Annotated in this window: 14 protein-coding genes; 11 read left to right on the top strand and 3 right to left on the bottom strand. The window is 63.2% G+C overall.

Going from position 1 to position 20,064, the window contains the following annotated elements:
- Positions 1-46 precede the first annotated feature (46 nt).
- The 4 genes from ABIE52_RS31665 (at position 47) to ABIE52_RS31650 (ending at position 9,601) form a co-directional block, all read left to right on the top strand.
- Entirely contained in the window at positions 47-1,048 is a 1,002-nt protein-coding gene (locus tag ABIE52_RS31665; RefSeq protein ID WP_030536929.1) for an ABC transporter ATP-binding protein, read from the top strand.
- A complete protein-coding gene (locus ABIE52_RS31660; RefSeq protein ID WP_042450365.1) occupies positions 1,045-1,818 on the top strand; it encodes an ABC transporter permease in 774 nt (257 codons plus the stop codon). Before ABIE52_RS31665 ends, ABIE52_RS31660 begins: the two co-directional genes overlap by 4 nt.
- 36 nt (positions 1,819-1,854) lie before the next feature.
- Positions 1,855-5,664, top strand: coding sequence for an ABC transporter ATP-binding protein (locus ABIE52_RS31655; RefSeq protein ID WP_192712344.1), 3,810 nt, complete (start codon positions 1,855-1,857; stop codon positions 5,662-5,664).
- Between the two features lie 175 nt (positions 5,665-5,839).
- Complete coding sequence (locus tag ABIE52_RS31650; protein ID WP_037126710.1) at positions 5,840-9,601, top strand: multifunctional oxoglutarate decarboxylase/oxoglutarate dehydrogenase thiamine pyrophosphate-binding subunit/dihydrolipoyllysine-residue succinyltransferase subunit; 3,762 nt, start codon at positions 5,840-5,842, stop codon at positions 9,599-9,601.
- Positions 9,602-9,673: 72 nt separating this feature from the next.
- Here the strand turns inward: ABIE52_RS31650 and ABIE52_RS31645 are convergent, their stop codons facing one another.
- A complete protein-coding gene (locus ABIE52_RS31645; RefSeq protein WP_007736130.1) occupies positions 9,674-10,303 on the bottom strand; it encodes a TetR/AcrR family transcriptional regulator in 630 nt (209 codons plus the stop codon).
- Positions 10,304-10,374: 71 nt separating this feature from the next.
- Here ABIE52_RS31645 and ABIE52_RS31640 point away from each other — a divergent pair, with 71 nt between their 5' ends.
- The 3 genes from ABIE52_RS31640 (at position 10,375) to ABIE52_RS31630 (ending at position 13,781) form a co-directional block, all read left to right on the top strand.
- Complete coding sequence (locus tag ABIE52_RS31640; RefSeq protein ID WP_003945071.1) at positions 10,375-11,949, top strand: flavin-containing monooxygenase; 1,575 nt, start codon at positions 10,375-10,377, stop codon at positions 11,947-11,949.
- The gene (locus ABIE52_RS31635; RefSeq protein ID WP_007736128.1) at positions 11,946-12,776 is read left to right on the top strand and encodes an SDR family NAD(P)-dependent oxidoreductase; all 831 of its coding nucleotides are present in this window, start codon (positions 11,946-11,948) and stop codon (positions 12,774-12,776) included. The genes ABIE52_RS31640 and ABIE52_RS31635 overlap by 4 nt, the downstream gene beginning before the upstream one ends.
- A gap of 63 nt (positions 12,777-12,839) precedes the next feature.
- Complete coding sequence (locus ABIE52_RS31630; RefSeq protein ID WP_007736126.1) at positions 12,840-13,781, top strand: alpha/beta hydrolase fold domain-containing protein; 942 nt, start codon at positions 12,840-12,842, stop codon at positions 13,779-13,781.
- A 51-nt stretch (positions 13,782-13,832) separates the two neighbouring features.
- Here ABIE52_RS31630 and ABIE52_RS31625 read toward each other — a convergent pair whose 3' ends face one another.
- Complete coding sequence (locus tag ABIE52_RS31625) at positions 13,833-14,717, bottom strand: ABC transporter substrate-binding protein (RefSeq protein ID WP_007736124.1); 885 nt, start codon at positions 14,715-14,717, stop codon at positions 13,833-13,835.
- 203 nt (positions 14,718-14,920) lie between these two features.
- Here ABIE52_RS31625 and ABIE52_RS31620 point away from each other — a divergent pair, with 203 nt between their 5' ends.
- The 4 genes from ABIE52_RS31620 to ABIE52_RS31605 are packed head-to-tail and all read left to right on the top strand — an operon-like array spanning position 14,921 to position 18,383.
- Positions 14,921-15,859 carry an ABC transporter substrate-binding protein gene (locus tag ABIE52_RS31620; RefSeq protein ID WP_003945094.1) on the top strand — a complete coding sequence of 313 codons (939 nt, stop codon included), beginning with the start codon at positions 14,921-14,923 and terminating at the stop codon, positions 15,857-15,859.
- A gap of 4 nt (positions 15,860-15,863) precedes the next feature.
- Positions 15,864-17,009 (top strand): ABC transporter ATP-binding protein, encoded by a 1,146-nt coding sequence (locus tag ABIE52_RS31615; RefSeq protein WP_003945084.1) that lies wholly within the window; start codon positions 15,864-15,866, stop codon positions 17,007-17,009.
- Positions 17,010-17,013: 4 nt separating this feature from the next.
- Positions 17,014-17,697 (top strand): ABC transporter permease, encoded by a 684-nt coding sequence (locus ABIE52_RS31610; RefSeq protein ID WP_007736121.1) that lies wholly within the window; start codon positions 17,014-17,016, stop codon positions 17,695-17,697.
- On the top strand, positions 17,694-18,383 hold the full coding sequence (locus ABIE52_RS31605) for an ABC transporter permease (RefSeq protein ID WP_003945081.1): 690 nt from the start codon (positions 17,694-17,696) through the stop codon (positions 18,381-18,383). Before ABIE52_RS31610 ends, ABIE52_RS31605 begins: the two co-directional genes overlap by 4 nt.
- A gap of 73 nt (positions 18,384-18,456) precedes the next feature.
- Here the strand turns inward: ABIE52_RS31605 and ABIE52_RS31600 are convergent, their stop codons facing one another.
- Positions 18,457-19,650 (bottom strand): NAD(P)-dependent malic enzyme, encoded by a 1,194-nt coding sequence (locus ABIE52_RS31600; RefSeq protein ID WP_003945072.1) that lies wholly within the window; start codon positions 19,648-19,650, stop codon positions 18,457-18,459.
- Between the last annotated feature and the right edge of the window lie 414 nt (positions 19,651-20,064).

Below are 20,064 nucleotides of genomic sequence, written 5' to 3'. Positions count from 1 at the left end.
TCACGTATTCGCCGCCGACCCGGGAGCAGCATTGACGAACACCGCAATGGGATCCTTCTCTGCCCCCATCGAGATTCGTGGGTTGACGAAGACGTTCAAGGCGGCGCGCGCGGTCAACGACCTGAGCTTCGACGTTCAGGCGGGCTCGATCACCGGGTTTCTCGGTCCGAACGGTTCGGGCAAGACGACCACGTTGCGGATGCTCCTCGGACTGGTGTCACCGACGTCGGGATCGGCCACGATCAACGGCACCCCGATGCGTTTGCTGCCCAACCCGGCTCGGACCGTCGGCGCAGTACTCGACGTCGGCAGTCTCCATCCGAAACGAACGGCCCTCGGACACCTCGAGATCTACGCGGCCGCTATCGGCATGCCGACTCAGCGCGCGGCGCAGGTGCTGGACATGGTCGGTCTGAGATCGGTCGGAGCCCACAAGACCGGCACCTTCTCGCTCGGGATGCGCCAACGCCTGATCCTTGCCACCGCGATGCTCGGTGATCCCGAGATCCTCGTGCTCGACGAACCCGCGAACGGACTCGACCCCGAGGGCATGGCGTGGCTTCGTCAGTTCCTGCAGACCTTCGCCGGTTCCGGCCGAACGGTTCTGATCTCGAGTCACGCGCTTCGTGAAGTGGAAGCGACCGTCGACAGCGTGGTCATCGTCAGCGCCGGCTCACTCGTCTACCAAGGGACCATGGACGAACTTCGCCGCTCGCAGCGCAGTCGACTGCTCGTCTCGTGTTCCAACCCAGCGCTCCTCGCCACGGCATTGGCCGCTCGCGGAATCATCGACGCCCAGATCACCCAGGACGGACGGCTCGCCGTGGGCGGCACCGACACGTCGGTACTGCCACCGGTGGCATCCGCCGCCGGAGTCACGATCTTCGGTGTCGCAACCGAAGGCGCAGATCTCGAGCAACTGTTCCTGGCCATGACAACGCCGCAATATGCCGTCCCCCAGGTCGGATACCACCGCCCACCCGGTCCCGGTTCGGGCCCGGGCTATTACGGCCCTGCCGCATACGGACCTTCCGGAGGACACCGATGACCACGCTCGTGCGCGCGGAGACACTCAAAGTTCTCACCCTGCGCTACTGGTGGGCACTGGCCATCGCACCGGTCGTCGTGGCCGTGCTGATTGCTGCCTCCACCAGGACGTTCGTCGAAGTCGTGGCCGATTCGGCAGACACCACCTTCGACGTCGATGTCGTGTCCACCGGCGTCAGCCTCGGTGTCTCCAACACGCTTGTCCTGGTGTTCGCGGCTGTCTTCGGAGCACTCACCGCCGGATCCGAATTCGGCTACAAAACTCTCACCACGACGTTCCTCACAGCTCGCGGCCGTGACGGAGTTCTCGGCGCAAAACTTGCCGTCGTCGCGGTATTCGCCGTCGGCTACGCGTTGGCGGTCGAAGTAGTCAGCATCGGCGCGATGTTGCTCTTCGGCCGGGACTTCAGCTTCACCACCGATCTCTTCGCCATCTGCGCCGCAGGCATTCTGGCGTGCGCTCTGTGGGCACTGCTCGGCGCCGGGGTGGCACTGCTCACCGGTTCGTCGATGGCCGGTGCCCTCTCGGTCATCCTGTGGTTCGTCTTCGGTGAATGGATCGTCCGCGCAGTGCTGCTCGCGATGGATCTCGGCGGGGTCGGGGCCGCGCTTCCGGTGTCGGCCACGATCGGCACGATCGTCAATGCGGCCCCGTCGATCGACGTCGACGCGTTTGCGTCCTGGCCGAGCGGCCCGATGATGCTGGCAGCTTGGGTGGTTCTGTTCTGCGGGCTCGGTTGGCTGCGGACCAGGACCCGCGACATCACCTGAAAAGGCTGTCTGGGGCCGGGTCTACCGTGGATCTCGATGAACACGATCAACACGGACAGTCCGGTAGCTGGAGAGGTCGATCGAGCTCCGGGCTGGATCCGCCGCTTGGCGCACGCATGCTGGTTGCACCGAAGAGTTGCCATCGGCGCGCTTCTGGTGACCGTCATCGCTTCGGCGATCGACATCTCGTTTCCTCTTCTGACCCGCTATGCGCTCGACGCCGCAAGCCAGGAGAACCCAGGCAAGGTGATCGGGTTCGCCGCGCTGGCGATCGCGCTGCTCGCGGTCGTGCGCTTCGCGTGCCAGTACGGCCGACGGATGCTTGCCGGCCGACTCTCGCTCGATGTTCAACACGACTTGCGGCTCGCCCTGCTCGGCTCGCTGCAACGCCTCGACGGACGCGGGCAGGATCAGATCCGCACAGGCCAGGTGGTATCCCGGTCCATCACCGATCTACAACTCGTCCAGGGTTTGCTCGCGATGGTGCCCATGTCCGCGGGTGCGCTCCTGCAATTCGTGCTCGCGATCGGCATCATGGCGTGGCTCTCGCCGCTGTTGACTCTCGTCGCTGTCGCCGTCATCCCCGCAGTCGGGCTGGTGGTGTTCCTGATGCGACCGATGCTCTTCGCCGCAACATGGTCCGCGCAGCAGCGGGCCGCCGACCTCGCCCAACATGTCGAGGAAACCGTCACGGGCGTGCGCGTCGTCAAGGGATTCGGGCAGGAACAACGAGCCGTCGACCAACTCGAAAAGCACAGCCGCACGCTGTATTCGGAGCGTCTTCGCGCCGCGTGGTTGAACGCGAAATTCGCGCCGACCATGGCCGCCTTGCCCCAGCTGGGGCAGGTGGGAGTGATCGCCCTCGGCGGGTATCTCGCACTGCACGACAAGATCACCGTGGGAACGTTTCTCGCGTTCGCCACCTACATCGTGACGATGACCGGAGTCACCCGAACTCTGTCGTCGGTCATCGTCATGGCGCAGCTGGCGCGCGCCGCTGTCGAGCGTGTCTACGACGTCATCAACGCTCAGCCGGACATCGCCGATCCTGACCATCCGGTGGACCTGCCCGACGGTCCGCTCGGCGTCACCTTCGACGACGTGGCATTCGGGTTCGACACCGAACGCGACGTCCTGACCGGGCTGAACCTCCGCATAGAACCGGGCGAGACCGTCGCCGTCGTGGGGCCGGCCGCGTCGGGCAAGACCGCGTTGTCCTTGCTTCTCCCCCGGTTCTACGCCCCGACTTCGGGTGTAGTGACCGTCGATACCGCGGGCGAGACGTTCCCCATCGGCGAACTGCGCAGTGAGCAGCTTCGTGCCGCCGTCAGCCTGGTCTTCGACGAACCTTTCCTGTTCTCGGACACCATCGCCGCCAACATCGCACTTGGCCGCGAGGACACCTCAGACGAGGACATCCGCGCCGCAGCTGCATTGGCACAGGCGGACACCTTCATCGAGGCACTCCCGGACGGATACGACACCGTTGTCGGTGAACGAGGTCTGACGCTGTCGGGAGGCCAGCGTCAGCGCATCGCGCTTGCCCGAGCCCTCCTCGTCGACCCGCGGATTTTGGTCCTCGACGACGCCACCTCCGCGGTCGATGCGGCAACCGAGGCTGCGATCTTCGACGCGTTCCGGGCCAGACGACGGCAAACCACGCTGATCCTCGCGCACCGGCGATCCACCTTGACGCTGGCAGATCGCGTCGCGGTTCTCGACGGCGGACGGATCATCGACTCCGGAACCGTGGACGAACTGGAAGCGCGATGTCCGCTCTTTCGCGCCCTGTTCTCCTCGCCGCCGGAACTACCGGCCGAACTCGACGACGTCGACTCCGATGCTTTCGGACGTGACCGCAGCGAGCCGACAACCGAGCAGTTGTGGCCGCAGGCACCGGAATCCGAAGCCGACAGCACAGCCGCTACGACGAAGGGTGCGGGCGGACCGATGGCCGGAGCGCTCAGCGGAATCGCGGTGACTCCGTCTCTGCGGGCAGCAGTCGACGCTCTCCCACCCGCACGCGAAGACCCCGGAATTGCTCCTGAGAGCCTGCGCGAATCGAATCCACAGTTCTCACTCCGACAGATCTTGAGGCCGGTCCGCTGGGTTCTACTGGCGGTTGTCGTGTGCCTTGCCCTGGACTCCGCCGCGGCGATCGCATTTCCCTCCCTCGTCAGATATGCGATCGACCACGGAGTCGTGACCGCAGACAGCACCACACTCTGGATCGCGACGGCGTTCGGCGCGCTCCTGGTCGCCGCAGACTGGGTCATCGTGGCGGTCATGACGGTGCTCACGGCCCGAGCCGGTGAACGCGTGCTGTTCGGGCTCCGCGTCCGCAGCTATGCACACTTGCAGCGCCTGGGTCTGGACTACTACGAACGGGAATTGTCCGGCCGCATCATGACGCGTATGACCACCGACGTCGACGCGCTCTCGTCGTTCATCCAAACCGGTATGTCGACGGCGATCGTGAGCGTCCTGACCGTCGGCGGAATTTCGATCGCCCTCCTGGCGACCGACGTGACGCTCGGCCTGGTGGCGCTGGCCGTCATCCCACCGCTCGTGGTCGCGACCGTGGTCTTCCGCAAGATCTCCTCGGTTGCCTACAGCCAGTCCCGCGAACGGATCTCGCTCGTCAATGCCGACTTCCAGGAGAACATCGCCGGTCTGCGAGCGGCTCAGGCCTACCGCCGCGAAGAAGGTGCTGCGCGTAGGTTCGCAGAACGCTCCGAGAGCTACCGCCGATCGCGGATGCGGTCGCAGCGAGCCATTTCGATCTACTTCCCTTTCATTTCGTTCCTGTCCGACCTCGCGTTGGCCGCGGTCGTGTTCGTCGGTGCGCACCAGATCGCCAACGGATCGACTTCGCCCGGCGTACTGATCGCTTTCGTGCTCTACCTCGGTCTGCTGTTCGGACCGATTCAGCAACTCTCACAAGTGTTCGATGGTTACCAACAGGCAAACGTCGGATTGCAACGAATCGGCGACCTGCTGCGCACTCGCAGTTCGATCGAGACTGCCGACAGCGAGGATTTGATCGCGATCTCCGGACGACTCGACGGCGCCGTCCATCTCGACGGGGTCGGGTTCCGGTACTCGGGTGCGGACGTCGACGCCCTCTCCGATTTCGATCTGCAAATCCCGCCGGGCACGACCGTCGCTCTGGTCGGCCGAACCGGTGCCGGGAAGTCGACGGTCGTGAAGTTGCTCGCCCGCTTCTACGACCCGACGTCCGGGTCGGTCGACGTGGACGGAACCGACATCCGGAACTTCCACCTCTCGCAGTACCGACGTCGCCTCGGCGTGGTCCCACAAGAAGCCCATCTGTTCACCGGCACGGTCGCCGACAACATCGCGTACGGCAGGCCGTCGGCGTCGCACGCGGAGATCGAGGAAGCGGCACGTTCCGTCGGCGCACTGAATTCGATAGCCGACATGCGTGGAGGCATGAATCATCCCGTCGGCGAGCGCGGCCAGGGGCTCTCGGCGGGCCAACGCCAACTGATCGCATTGGCCCGTGCCGAACTCGTCGACCCGGACCTTCTGCTCCTCGACGAGGCGACCGCGACGCTCGATCCCGCGACCGAACGAATGGTGCTCGAAGCAAGTCGGTCGGTCACCCGGAAACGGACTTCCGTCGTCGTAGCTCACCGCCTCGCGACAGCTGCCCGAGCGGACCTCGTTGTCGTAGTTGACCGGGGACGTATCGTTGAATACGGCCCGCACGATGTTCTGCGGTATGCCGGTGGTCACTACTCGGGACTCTGGGATGCATCGCAGGCGCGTGAGGGGAATAATCTGACGTCGAGAACTGTCATCGAAGGCAACCCCGTCGCGTGACAGTCGGCACGGATTTGTACCGCCGAGAGGTAGTGCGCGATCGCAAGATCACGGACTTCCGTGAGACAGCTCACAAATTGTGTGCCGCACAATTGCTCGTCACACGCTCGGGCTAATCTCATGTATATAGGCGCTCTGATCGGGTACCGAAATAGAAACGAGGCGAACACCTGCCGTGAGCAGCAGTTCTACATCCCAATTCGGACAGAACCAGTGGCTGGTTGACGAGATGTACCAACGCTTCCAGGACGATCCGTCGTCCGTGGATCCCAGTTGGCACGAATTCTTGACCGATTACTCGCCGGACTCGGCGAACACGGGAGGTGGAAACGGGACTGCCTCGAACGGCAACGCGGCTGCACCCGCCGCTGTTGTAGCTCCGCCTGCTGCTCCCAAGGCCACGCCTCCCGCCCCCAAGACCGCACCTCCTGCGCCGGCTGCCAAGGCTGCCGCTCCGGCCCCCGCGAAGACGGCAGCGCCCGCCGCCAAGGCCGCCCCGGCCCAGCCCGCAGCAGCCAAGCCCGCGGCCGCTACTGCGAAGCCCGCCCCTGCCGGCGGAGCCGAGGAAACCAAGGTTCTCCGCGGCGCCGCAGCCGCAGTCGTCAAGAACATGTCGCTCTCGCTCGAGATCCCGACTGCAACCAGCGTGCGTGCCATCCCCGCGAAGCTGATGTTCGACAACCGCATCGTCATCAACAACCACCTCGCGCGTACCCGCGGCGGCAAGATCTCGTTCACCCACCTCTTGGGTTACGCGATCGTCCAGGCAGTCAACGCGTTCCCCAACATGAACCGGCACTTCGCCGAAATCGACGGCAAGCCGAACGCGGTCACGCCCGAGCACACCAATCTCGGACTCGCGATCGACCTTCCCGGAAAGGACGGCAACCGCTCACTGGTAGTTGCCGCCATCCGGAACACCGAGTCGATGAACTTCGTCCAGTTCCACGCGGCATACGAGGACATCGTCCGACGCGCCCGTGAAGGCAAGCTCACCGGCGAAGACTTCACCGGCGTCACCATTTCGCTGACCAACCCGGGCGGTATCGGCACGGTTCACTCCGTTCCTCGCCTGATGAAGGGCCAGGGCGCCATCATCGGTGCCGGCGCGATGGAATACCCCGCCGAGTTCCAGGGCGCCAGCGACGAGAAGCTGGCCGAGATGGGCGTCGGCAAGTTGATGACTCTCACCTCGACCTACGATCACCGCATCATCCAGGGTGCCGAGTCGGGCGATTTCCTGCGCACGATCCACAACCTGCTGATCAGCGACGAGTTCTACGACGAGATCTTCCACGCGCTCGGCAACCCGTACGAGCCGGTGCGGTGGCGCAAGGACGTGCCGGAAGGCGCTGTCGACAAGAACACCCGCGTTCTCGAACTGATCGCTGCATACCGTGACCGCGGCCACCTCATGGCCGACACGGACCCGTTGCAGTTCGTCAAGGACAAGTTCCACAGCCACCCCGACCTCGACGTCATCAGCCACGGCCTGACGCTGTGGGATCTGGACCGTGAGTTCAAGGTCGGCGGCTTCCACGGTCAAGAGAAGATGAAGCTGCGCGACGTGTTGAGCGTGCTGCGCGACGCGTACTGCCGCCACGTCGGCGTCGAGTACACGCACATCCTCGAGACGGATCAGCGTCAGTGGATCCAGGACCGCGTCGAGGGCCATCACGCCAAGCCTTCGGTCGCTCAGCAGAAGTACATCCTGAGCAAGCTCAACGCCGCCGAGGCCTTCGAGACGTTCCTGCAGACCAAGTACGTCGGCCAGAAGCGCTTCTCGCTCGAAGGCGCCGAAGCCGTCATCCCGATGATGGACGCCGTGATCGACCAGGCCGCCGAGCACCAGCTCGACGAGGTCGTCATCGGCATGCCGCACCGTGGCCGTCTCAACGTGCTTGCCAACATCGTCGGCAAGCCGTACTCCAAGATCTTCACGGAGTTCGAGGGCAACATGAACCCGGCAGCCGCTCACGGCTCCGGCGACGTGAAGTACCACTTGGGTGCCAGCGGAACGTACATCCAGATGTTCGGTGACAACGACATCGCTGTCTCCTTGACCGCAAACCCGTCGCACCTCGAGGCCGTCGACCCGGTTCTCGAAGGCCTGGTCCGCGCCAAGCAGGACATCCTCGACAAGGGTGAAGAAGGCTTCACCGTCCTGCCGCTCATGCTGCACGGTGACGCTGCATTCGCCGGTCAGGGCGTTGTCGCCGAGACGCTCAACCTCTCGCTGCTTCGCGGTTACCGCACCGGTGGCACCGTGCACATCGTCGTGAACAACCAGGTCGGCTTCACCACCGCTCCGGAACATTCACGCTCGTCCGAGTACTGCACCGACGTCGCGAAGATGATCGCCGCACCGGTCTTCCACGTCAACGGCGACGACCCCGAGGCTTGCGTCTGGGTTGCTCAGCTGGCCGTCGACTTCCGTGAGAAGTTCGGCAAGGACGTTGTCATCGACCTCATCTGCTACCGCCGTCGCGGTCACAACGAGGGCGACGACCCGTCGATGACCCAGCCGGCCATGTACGACGTCATCGACACCAAGCGCAGCGTTCGTAAGAGCTACACCGAGTCCCTTATCGGCCGCGGTGACATCTCGCTCAAGGAAGCCGAAGACGCACTTCGCGACTACCAGGGCCAGCTCGAACGGGTCTTCAACGAGGTCCGTGAACTCGAGAAGTTCCAGCCCGAACCGTCCGAGTCCGTCGAACTCGACCAGACTCCCCCGGCTCGCCTGACCACGGCTGTCGCTCCCGAGGTTCTCGAGCGCATCGGTGATGCGTTCGTCAACGTCCCCGAGGGCTTCACCGTTCACCCGCGCGTCAAGCCGGTTGCCGAGAAGCGCCGCGAGATGGCCCGTGAGGGACATGTCGACTGGGCGTTCGCAGAATTGCTCGCGTTCGGCTCGTTGGCCGAGCAGGGTGCCTTGATCCGCCTCGCGGGTCAGGACTCCAAGCGAGGAACGTTCACGCAGCGTCACTCGGTCCTCATCGACCGCAAGACCGGCAACGAGTACAGCCCGATCGCCAAGATCGCTGCCGACGCCGAAAACGGCGGCAAGTTCATGGTTTACGACTCCGCACTCACCGAGTACGCAGGTCTGGGCTTCGAGTACGGCTACTCGGTCGGTAACCCCGACGCTCTGGTCCTGTGGGAAGCGCAGTTCGGTGACTTCGTCAACGGCGCGCAGACCATCATCGACGAGTTCATCTCTTCGGGTGAGGCCAAGTGGGGTCAGCTCTCCGACGTCGTGCTGCTCCTGCCGCACGGTCACGAGGGTCAGGGTCCGGACCACACCTCCGGTCGCATCGAGCGTTTCCTTCAGCTGTGTGCAGAAGGCTCGATGACCGTTGCGGTTCCGTCGACTCCGGCCAGCTACTTCCACCTGCTGCGTCGCCATCACCTCGACGGCATCCGCCGTCCGCTGGTGGTTTTCACGCCCAAGTCGATGCTGCGTAACAAGGCTGCCGTCAGCAACGTCGAGGACTTCACGACGGGCAAGTTCCGTTCGGTCTTCGAGGAGCCGGCATACGAGAGCGGCGAAAGCGCACGCGAATCGGTCAAGCGGGTTCTGCTGGTCAGCGGCAAGCTGTACTGGGAACTCCTGGCGAAGAAGCACAAGGACGAGCGTGACGACATCGCCATCGTGCGCATGGAGCAGCTCTACCCCGTGCCGAAGCGTCGCCTCAAGGAGACCCTGGACCGTTACCCGAATGCGGATCAGTTCCGTTGGGTCCAGGAAGAGCCCGCAAACCAGGGTGCGTGGCCGTTCCTCGGGCTGGCTCTGCCGGACCTTCTGCCGGAGACCTTGACCGGTATCAAGCGCATCTCGCGTCGTCCGATGTCCGCTCCCTCTTCGGGATCGAGCAAGGTCCACGCGGTGGAGCAGCAGGAGATCTTGGACGAGGCGTTCCTGCCGACCAACTGATCTCAGTAATTTGACAAGGGCCGGGCCCCACATTCCGCAAGGAGTGTGGGGCCCGGCCTTTCTGCGTTCACGTCAATTCGATTGCAGCAGACCCAGATCCGGCCCGGCATCGAAGCCGACGGCGGCCAGTGCCAACGCAGGTAACGACTGAACCGTCAGGTCGATCAGTTCCTCGCGGGTGATGGCGGGCGCTCGGAGCCAACTGATGGTGGCTTCCTCGACAAACGCGATCCAACCGCGAACGGCCAACTCCACCTGAGGTGTTCGAGTCAGGCCGATCTTCGGGAGCTGATCGAGGGTTCTCTTGGCCATGATGTCGCGAGTCTGCTCGAACACCTCACGCATCTGCGGATCCCCGCTGGCGGTCCCCCGGAGCAGCGAGACGTAGGTATTGCGGTTCTCGGTCACGTAGTCGACGTACGACGCCAGCACCGAGCGGAGGGTGAGCATCGGATCGTCCGACTCGCTCGGCTCGGTGCGCTGGAGCATCTGTTCACTGCTGTGTCGGACGATCGCCAGATGGAACTCGCTTTTCGACGCGAAGTAGTGGAACAGAAGCCCCCGCGAGACACCAGCCTGATCGGCGATGTCCTCGACGGAAATCTGTTCGAGCGGCCGTTCGGCCAGCATCCGCGCCCCGAGGTCGATGAGTTGCGCTCGGCGCTGCGCAGGGTCGAGCCGCGTTCGCTTTACTGCGTCCATGCCCAATAGACTACTGAATATTCGTCAATAAGCTATTGACCGTGACTCAATAAAGGCATATCGTTCCCTACATGAGTCTTCCAGTTACAGATACCTCAGCACCTGCCGCGGATACTCGCCACGTCGGCACACTGATCATCGGCAGTGGTTTCGCCGGTCTCGGTGCGGCGATCAAACTGGCACAGGCCGGCATCACGGACTACGTCGTTCTCGAGCGCGGCAACGACGTCGGCGGAACCTGGCGTGACAACAGCTACCCGGGCGCCGCGTGTGACGTGCCGTCGCATTTGTACTCGTACTCTTTTGCACTCAATCCGGAGTGGACGCGCTCCTTCTCCACTCAGCCCGAGATCTACAAGTACATCCAGTCGGTGGCCAACCGCCACAAGGTGCTCGACAAGCACATCTTCGACTGCGACGTTCTCTCCGCACGCTGGGACGAGGCGTCTGCTCGGTGGCACGTCAGCACCAACAAGGGCGAATTCGTCGCAAAGATCGTCGTCTCGGCCGTCGGCGCATTGTGTGAGCCTTCACTTCCGGACATCAAGGGCATCGACGGCTTCAAGGGCGAGATCTTCCACTCCTCGCGTTGGAACCACGACGCCGATCTGACCGGCAAGCGTGTGGCCGTCATCGGAACCGGCGCCTCGGCCATCCAGATCGTGCCGGCCATCGGCAAGAAGGTCTCGCATCTCGACGTGTACCAGCGCACGGCGCCGTGGATCCTGCCCCGCGCAGACCGCGAGTACACCAAGATCGAGCACCTCGCGTTCAAGTACCTTCCCGGCTTCCAGAAGTTGTGCCGTACCGGTATCTACTGGATGCGAGAGACGCAGGTCGTCGGCCTGGCCAAGGCGCCGGTCTTCATGAAGCCGCTGCAGTTCGCCGCCGAGCGTCACCTGAAGGCTCAGATCAAGGACAAGGATCTTCGTAAGAAGGTCATGCCTAACTTCCAGATCGGCTGCAAGCGCATGCTGATCTCGAACAACTACTTCCCCACCCTCGCCCAGGACAATGTCGACCTGGTGACCGAAGGCATCGAAGAGGTGACCGCCAACGGGATCGTCTCGAAGACCGGCACCACGCGTGAGATCGATGCCATCGTCGTGGCGACCGGATTCCACGTCACCGACTCCCCCACCTTCGCGGGAATCTTCGGCAAGGACGGACGCTCGCTCGCCGAGGTCTTCGAAGAGACCGGCATGCAGGGATACAAGGGCGCGGCAGTTGCCAACTTCCCCAACATGTTCTTCCTCGTCGGACCCAACACCGGCCTCGGACATTCGTCGATGGTCTTCATGATCGAGTCGCAGATCAACTACCTGGTCGACGCGATCGCCACCATCGACAAGTACGACATCGGCACCATCGAGGTGCGCAAGGACAAGCAGGACAAGTACAACAAGGACCTGCAGGCAGCTATGTCCAAGAGCGTGTGGAACAACGGCGGTTGCGCCAGCTGGTACATGGACAAGCACGGAAACAACACCACCCTGTGGCCTGGCTTCACCTTCCAGTTCCGCAATGCCACCAAGCATTTCGACCTCGCGGCATACCGCAGCGTCGCCACCTCGGATCTCGGCGCCGTCGGCACCGCGACCACTTCACAGATCGACCTCGACGACGAGAAGGCAGTAGCACAATGAGTGATTTTGCAGGCAAGGTCGTAGTCATCACCGGAGCGGGATCGGGCATCGGTCGCGCACTAGCACTGAACCTGGCCGGCCAGGGCGCCAAGTTGGCAATCTCCGACGTGGACACCATCGGGCTCGCCGAGACAACGCGTCTGGTGGAAGCCATCGGCGCCGAGGTGAAGTCGGACCATCTCGACGTCACCCAGCGCGAAGCGGTTCTCGAGTACGCCGACGCGGTTGTCGCCCATTTCGGCAAGGTCAACCAGATCTACAACAACGCCGGAATCGCCTACCACGGCACTTTCGAGAAGTCCGAATTCAAGGACTTCGAACGTGTCATGGACGTCGACTTCTGGGGAGTTGTCAACGGCACCAAGGCATTCCTCCCCCACGTCATCGCATCCGGCGACGGGCACATCGTGAACGTGTCGAGCCTCTTCGGTCTGCTGTCGATGCCGGGTCAGAGCGCATACAACTCGGCCAAGTTCGCCGTTCGCGGTTTCACCGAGTCGCTTCGCCAGGAAATGCTGATCGCCAAGCACCCGGTGAAGGTGACCTGTGTGCACCCGGGCGGAATCAAGACCGCCATCGCACGCAACGCCACCGCAGGCCCGGGTGAAGATCTTGCGGTCTTCTCCGAGTTCTTCGACCGCAAGCTCGCGCGCACCACTCCGGAAGATGCCGCCAAGACGATCGTCAACGGTGTTCGGAAGAGCAAGCCGCGAGTTCTCATCGGGATGGACGCAATCGCACTCGACGCCTGGGTTCGCCTCGTAGGATCGGGCTACCAGCGCATCGTCGCGATCGTCGCCGGCCGAATGATGCCCAAGTCCAGCTGAGTTCGTTTCACAGCGCAGTTCGTTTCACAGCGCAGTTCGCACAAAGAGTCAGGAGCCCTGCCGGTGAGCACGTTCACCCTTCCGCTGCCCGTGGTCGCATTCTTGTTGAAGCCGTACTTCCGTCTGGCTTTCAACTCGCGGCTGCCGTATCGGATTCAACGTCTGTTGCTCGAGGCCGGGGCACCGCTACAGCAGGTTCCAGCGGGCGCCGTCGTGCGCCCGCTGGAGCTGGCTTGCCGACCGGCAGAGAAGATCACCGTCGGCGCAACCGAGCGCCCCACCGCAGTTCTCTACCTGCATGGCGGGGCGTACACGCTGGGTTCGCTGTCCACACACCGTTCTCTCGCAGCTCATCTCGCCCGTGAGTCGTCCAGTGCGGTCTTCACCTTGGACTACCGTCTCGCGCCGGAGAATCCGTATCCCGCCGCTCTCGACGACGCGGTCTCAGCCTTCATGCAGTTGGTCACCGAGTTCGACTATTCGGAAGACCGCGTTGCCATCGCCGGCGATTCGGCCGGTGGCGGCCTGGCCGCGGCGACCGCTATCCGTCTGATCGAGCGTCACGGCGTGACCCCCGGCGCGCTTGCCCTGATCTCACCGTGGGTCGATCCCGGCGATCGGGGTGCTACCAAAAAGGCCGACCTGGTGGTCAACACAGCGTGGTCCTTCGACGCCGCCGACGCCTACCTTGCCGGAGGCGACCGTACTGATCCCGGCTACGCACCGATGCATGGCAAGCTCGACGGGTTGCCACCCACCAGGATTCACGTCGGTTCCGAGGAAGTCCTTTACCCGCAGATCATGACGTTCACCGACAAGCTCTCCGCTGCCGGCGTCGACGTGTCCCTGGTGGAGTACGCGCGACTGTGGCACGTGGCTCACGCACAGGCGTCACTGGTGAAGGAAGCAGCAGACGCCGTTTCCGACCTCGGCCAGTTCATCGCATCGAAACTGATTCGTGCCAAGGATGATTCGAGTTCAGCAGTGGGCTCGAACAGTCACTGACGGGTGGCCCACTCCGTCCATGTCACTGACGGGTGGCCCACTCCGTCCATGTCACTGACGGGTGTCCCACCAGGTTCGGGCGACTTCCGAGGCTGACGCCTTGCCGGTCCGCACCTGCTCGATCATTGCGGCGAGATCGGTGGTGGACAGTTCACCGGCAACGACGCTGAGCGCCTTGACAGCCGAATCTCCCAGTGCGCCCGCTCGAAAGAGCGGAACGACATTCTGCGCAGCCAGAACGTGATTCGAATCAGCGAGCACTGTGACGGCATCGGATTGTGCCAACGCCGACAGCGTCGTGGTTCCGAATACTTGTGCACCGGGTACGTCTGCCGGCGTTGCCTGATCGACACCGGCGAAGACACACTCGGCGCCCTCGGCCAACTGTTCTACTGCCCCGTCCTCGACGAATCTCGCGGAGACGAGCGGCGTCGCCGCGGCACACGAAGGAGCAAAGGCTTCTATCGTCTTCGCTCCCAACGACTGTGCGTATCCGGTGTCGAGTGCGAGGACCGCACGATCTTCGGCCATCGCATAGTCGGAGACCGAAAGACCCTCCGGCAGAGAGCGACTCAAGGCTTCGAAGACGTCGTCGGCCTTGCGGGCCGGGGATGACGGGTCGTAGTGATCGAGCAGCGCGCCGGTGAACTCGGGCACCAAAGTGACTCGCGCTGCGTCCAGAGCCTCGAGTGATTGGTTTCGGCCACCACCCACCGATTCGACGCGAGCCGACAGGCCGGAGGAGGAGAGCACCGTCGAATACACCTCGGCCAACACCGAACTCTCCACCGATGCGTCAGCAGCCACCACGATCTGGTCACGAGACTCCGCTTCGGCACCCTCTACCACCGAATCACCGTTTGCGCATCCGCTGAGAATCGGCAGGACCATCAGTGCTGCAACAACAGTCGAATACTTCGTGCGTGTGCTCTTCACCGAAATCCTCACATCCAATCCCATGGATCGAAAACCGTGCCATGTCGGTACCTATCGTTACACTTGTCGGGCGATGCGCGGTAACCAGTCCTGACGCAGCCACTCGGTGGCGGCGCCGTCGAAGTCACTCGGGTGGCTTCGCCACAAGGGAATGGTTTCCGACGCCCGAAACACGGGACGCCCGAAAAACCGGAAGGACGCTCATGCGCACCTCACGATTTCGTTCCAACCGTTGGCTCGTAGCCGCGGCAACCGTTGTCTCTCTGACTGCACTGACAGCGTGCGGTAGCAGCGACGGTGACTCCAACAGCGATCCCAACGCGATCGTCGTCGGCTCCGCCAACTTCACCGAATCCGAGACGATCGCCAACATCTACGCCGAAGCACTGCGTGTCAACGGGTTCGATGTGTCCACGTCGTTCAACGTCGGCAGCCGCGAGGCGTACATTCCGGCACTCAAGGACGGGTCCATCAGTGTCATTCCGGATTACACGGGAAATCTCCTGCAGTACTTGGATCCCGACAGCACGGCCACCAGCTCCGCTGACGTCCTCGCTGCTCTTCCCGCAGCTCTCGGGTCGGAATTGGCAATTGCGACGCCGGCATCCGCCGAGGACAAGGACGCCGTCGTCGTCACGAAGGAAACCGCTGACAAGTGGAACCTGAAGACGATCGCCGATCTGGCTCCGCATTCCGCCGAGGTCAAGTTCGGTGCTCCGGCCGAGTTCCAGGAACGTCCAGCCGGATTGCCCGGTTTGAAGTCCAATTACGGCCTCGACATCTCGGCAGCCAACTTCGTTCCGATCGCCGACGGCGGCGGACCGGCAACCGTGAAGGCTCTCTCCTCCGGTGACATCACCGCGGCAAACATCTTCACGACGTCGGCCTCCATCCCGGAGAACAACTTCGTGGTTCTCGAAGACCCGAAGAACAATTTCCCGGCTCAGAACGTGGTGCCGGTGCTGCGCGCGTCGAAGTCTTCCGACAAGTTGAAGACAGTCCTCGATGCGGTGTCCGCCAAGCTCACCACCGAAGAGTTGTTGGCACTCAACGTCCAGGTGTCCGGCGACACCAAGACGGAGCCGGCAGCGGCGGCCAAGGCGTGGGTGACGGCGCAGGGCCTCGACAAGCCGGTCTCGTAGTCACGTGATCACCTTCGAGGGCGTCACCAAGCAGTATCCGGACGGCACCACCGCCGTCGACCGTCTCGATCTCACCATCGAGGCCGAGTCGTTCACGGTGTTCGTGGGGCCGTCCGGATGCGGCAAGACGACGTCGATGCGCATGATCAACCGGATGATCACACCGACGTCGGGCAAGATCTTCGTCGACGGTCGTGACATCGCCCAGACCGACGCGGTGAAACTGCGTCTCGGTATCGGGTACGTCATCCAGAACGCCGGCCTGCTTCCGCACCGCACCGTGATCGACAACGTCGCAACGGTTCCGGTGCTGCGCGGTGAGTCCCGCCGCGCCGCCCGTAAAGCCGCGTTGGGGGTACTCGAACGAGTCGGTCTGGACATCTCCCTTGCCACCCGCTATCCCGGGCAACTCTCGGGTGGGCAGCAACAACGTGTGGGAGTTGCGCGAGCATTGGCTGCCGATCCGCCGATCCTGTTGATGGACGAGCCCTTCAGCGCCGTCGACCCCGTCGTGCGTGAGGATCTGCAGACCGAAATGCTCCGTCTTCAAAGCGAACTGAAGAAGACGATCGTCTTTGTCACCCACGACATCGACGAGGCAGTCAAACTCGGTGATCACATTGCCGTCTTCGGTCCCGGCGGGCGGCTTCAGCAGGTGGCGGCACCTCGCGACGTGTTGGCTGCACCGGCAACGGATTTTGTCGCCGGATTTGTCGGACGCGATCGCGGATATCGGGGATTGTCGTTCCGCGCTGCCGACGAGGTTCCGTTGCACCCTGTACGCACGGCCGTCGAGAACGAATTGAAGGCTCTGCGTCTCGAATTGGGCGAATGGGTTCTCGTGGTCACGGACAACGGAACTCCGCAGGGATGGATCGACGTAACCGGCGTCGAAGGCCTGCGCTCGGGACGAACCCTTGCTCAGTCGACGTCTGCCGGTGGTTCGCTGTTCTCCCCCGGCGGCGATCTCCGCCAAGCACTCGATGCGGCAATCTCGTCGCCTTCCGGTATCGGCGTTGCCGTCGACGGCGAGGGCGCGGTCATCGGCGGGATCCTCGGTTCCGAAGTCGTGGCGAAATTGGCAGATCAGCGTCGACGCGAGGACGAGGAACGCAACCGCGTCGCCTTCACCGAGGGATTCGGGTCGTAGCGGCATGCGCTGGCTCATCGACAATTTCTCGACGGTCGTGGATTACTCGAAGACCCATCTGTATCTGGCACTGCTTCCTTTGCTGATCGGTCTCCTGATTGCCGTTCCGGTCGGAACAGCGATCCGCAACGTCAGATGGCTGCGCCGAATCACGTTGACCCTGGCGAGCATTGCGTTCACGATTCCGTCGCTCGCGCTGTTCGTCACCATCCCCCAGTTGTTCGGACTCAAGACCCTTGATCCTCTCAACGTCGTGATCGCACTCAGCGTGTATGCGACGGCACTGCTCATCCGGGCAGTACCCGAAGCACTCGACTCGGTGCCGGACAACGTCATCGACGCCTCCACCGCCGTCGGTTTCACACCACTACGACGCGCTCTGACGGTCGAGTTGCCATTGGCGCTGCCGGTGATGATCGCGAACATCAGAGTTATTGCCGTTACCAATATTTCGCTGGTGTCAGTCGGATCTCTGATCGGAATCGGCGGGCTTGGAGTCCTGTTCAAACAAGGCTACGACCGCGACTATCCCGACCAGATCGTTGCGGGCATCATCGCGATCGTCGTGCTGGCACTGGCGCTCGATCTGATCCTGTATCTGATCGGCCGATTCCTGACCCCGTGGACCAGAACGTCGACCTCGTCGAAGGTTCCCGCCGTCCTGTCGGCCGAGGGGGAACCCGTATGAGCATCTTCACCGGAGCTTGGGACTTCATCGTCGATCCCGGCAATTGGAGCGGCGACACCGGAATCGGCACCCGCATCCTCCAGCACCTCTGGTACAGCGTTCTGGCCGTGGCACTTTCGGCCGTGATCGCGGTGCCCATCGGGTTACTCATCGGCCATCTGCGTCGCGGTGAGATCGTGGTCGTCAGTCTGGTCAACGCACTGCGGTCACTGCCCACTCTCGGCCTGCTGACCTTCCTTGTTCTTCTCATGGGCCTGGGAGTGATGCCACCGATTCTCGCCCTCGTCATCCTCGGCATTCCCCCACTCCTCGCCGGCACGTACGCCGGAATCGCCAGCGTCGACCGCGGCGTCGTCGAGGCCGCGCGGGCGATGGGTATGACCGAACTCCAAGTGCTCTTCCGCGTCGAGATACCCAACGCGCTGCCATTGATTCTCGGCGGACTGCGTAACGCGACACTGCAGGTGATTGCCACGGCAACGGTCGCCGCCTACGTCAACCTCGGCGGCCTCGGCCGGTACATCTTCGACGGTCTCGCACTCTACAAGTACGACCGAGTCGTCGTCGGCGCAATCCTGGTCGCGGTTGTGGCTCTCGTCGTGGACGGCTTACTGGCGCTGGTGGTCTGGGCATCGGTTCCCGGCACCGGCAGGCTGCGCCGAACACCCGACCTCACTCGTCTGTAGCTCTCGGTACACACGAAAAAGCCCCGATCGGAACCTTGTGTGCGGGTTCCGATCGGGGCTTTCGTAGTCCCTCTTAGCTGGTCACGCCCTCAGCATGCGCTGCGGCCGCGACGGCTTCCGCTACTGCGGGTGCCACGCGAGGGTCGAGTGGGCTGGGGACGATTTTGTCCGCCGCCAACTCGTCGCCGACCACCGACAGGATTGCCTCGGCGGCAGCGAGCTTCATACCTTCGGTGATGCGACGGGCGCCGGCGTCGAGCGCGCCCTTGAACACACCGGGGAAGGCAAGAACATTGTTGATCTGGTTCGGGAAATCACTGCGACCCGTAGCCACGATCGCCGCGTACTTCGACGCGGTTTCGGGGTGAATCTCCGGGTCCGGGTTGGAGAGTGCGAACACGATCGACTCGGGAGCCATCGAAGCGATGAGCTCCTCGGGGATCTTGCCCGCCGAGACACCGAGGAACACGTCAGCACCTTCGAGAGCCTCGATGGCACCACCATGCAGGTCACGGGGATTGGTGCGGGCCGCGAGTTCTGCCTTCACGTCGTTGAGGTCGCTGCGCTCACCCGAGATGATGCCCTTCGAGTCCAGCACGATGACGTCGCTGATTCCGGCGGCGAGCAGGATGTTCGCGCAGGCAACACCCGCAGCGCCGGCGCCGGAGATGACGACCTTGAGCGTGGTGATGTCGCGGCTCTGGACCTTCACGGCGCCCTTGAGGGCAGCGAGTACCACGATGGCGGTTCCGTGCTGATCGTCGTGCATGACAGGGCAGTCGAGAGCTTCGATAACGCGCTTCTCGATCTCGAAGCAACGCGGCGCCGAGATGTCCTCGAGGTTGACCGCGCCGAAGCTCGGACGCAGTCGGATGAGTGTCTCGACGATCTCGTCGGGATCCTTGGTGTCGAGAACCAGCGGAATGGAGTTCAGTCCGGCAAAGTTCTTGAACAGCGCCGACTTGCCCTCCATGACGGGCAGCGACGCGCGAGGGCCGATGTCGCCGAGTCCGAGAACCGCGGTGCCGTCGCTGACCACGACGACGAGTCGGTTGGTCCACGTGTATCGATCGGCGAGGGTTTCGTCTGCAGCGATGGCGCGGCTCACCTGAGCAACACCCGGCGTGTAGGCGATCGAGAGGGCCCGCTGCGTATCGAGCGGTGCTGTGGTCTCGACCGAGAGCTTGCCACCGACGTGAGCGGCAAAGATTTCTTCGTCGGTCAACTCGACCTTGGGTACGTTGATGGCTTCAGTCACGAGGGACACGATGACACTCCTGATTAGTCCAGCCTCAAGCGGGGCTGGGTTACTGGGAAGTAATCCTTCGGACCGCTGCGAAACCACGTTCACAACGGTCAGAGATCATTTCTTCCGCGAACGACTACTGAGAAGAAGAGCATTCGGCGTGCGCGAGAAAGTGGGCCGCAATACATCCGAAGCGTCATGGTGTGGGGCGGGTGAGCCCTGGCGTATCCATGCAATCTAGGTTTCGGGAGAAATTCTGACGAAACCTGCACTTCGGGGCCGGGCTGTGGCGCCGCCTCGAAGTAACTCCAGTTTGCCACCAGAGTCGGATCACAATCAAATCCTCCAAGCGGTCGGATTCCTCACCACACTCGAACCCGAGCCGTCATCCCCACCGTGTCATCCCCACCCAGTCATCCCCACCGTGTCATCCCC

The organism is Rhodococcus sp. OAS809 (assembly GCF_040546695.1).
Classification (GTDB): Bacteria; Actinomycetota; Actinomycetes; order Mycobacteriales; family Mycobacteriaceae; genus Rhodococcus_F; species Rhodococcus_F qingshengii.
The sequence above is the reverse complement of the archived record's forward strand: the minus strand, read 5'-3'. Positions and strand labels throughout refer to the sequence as shown.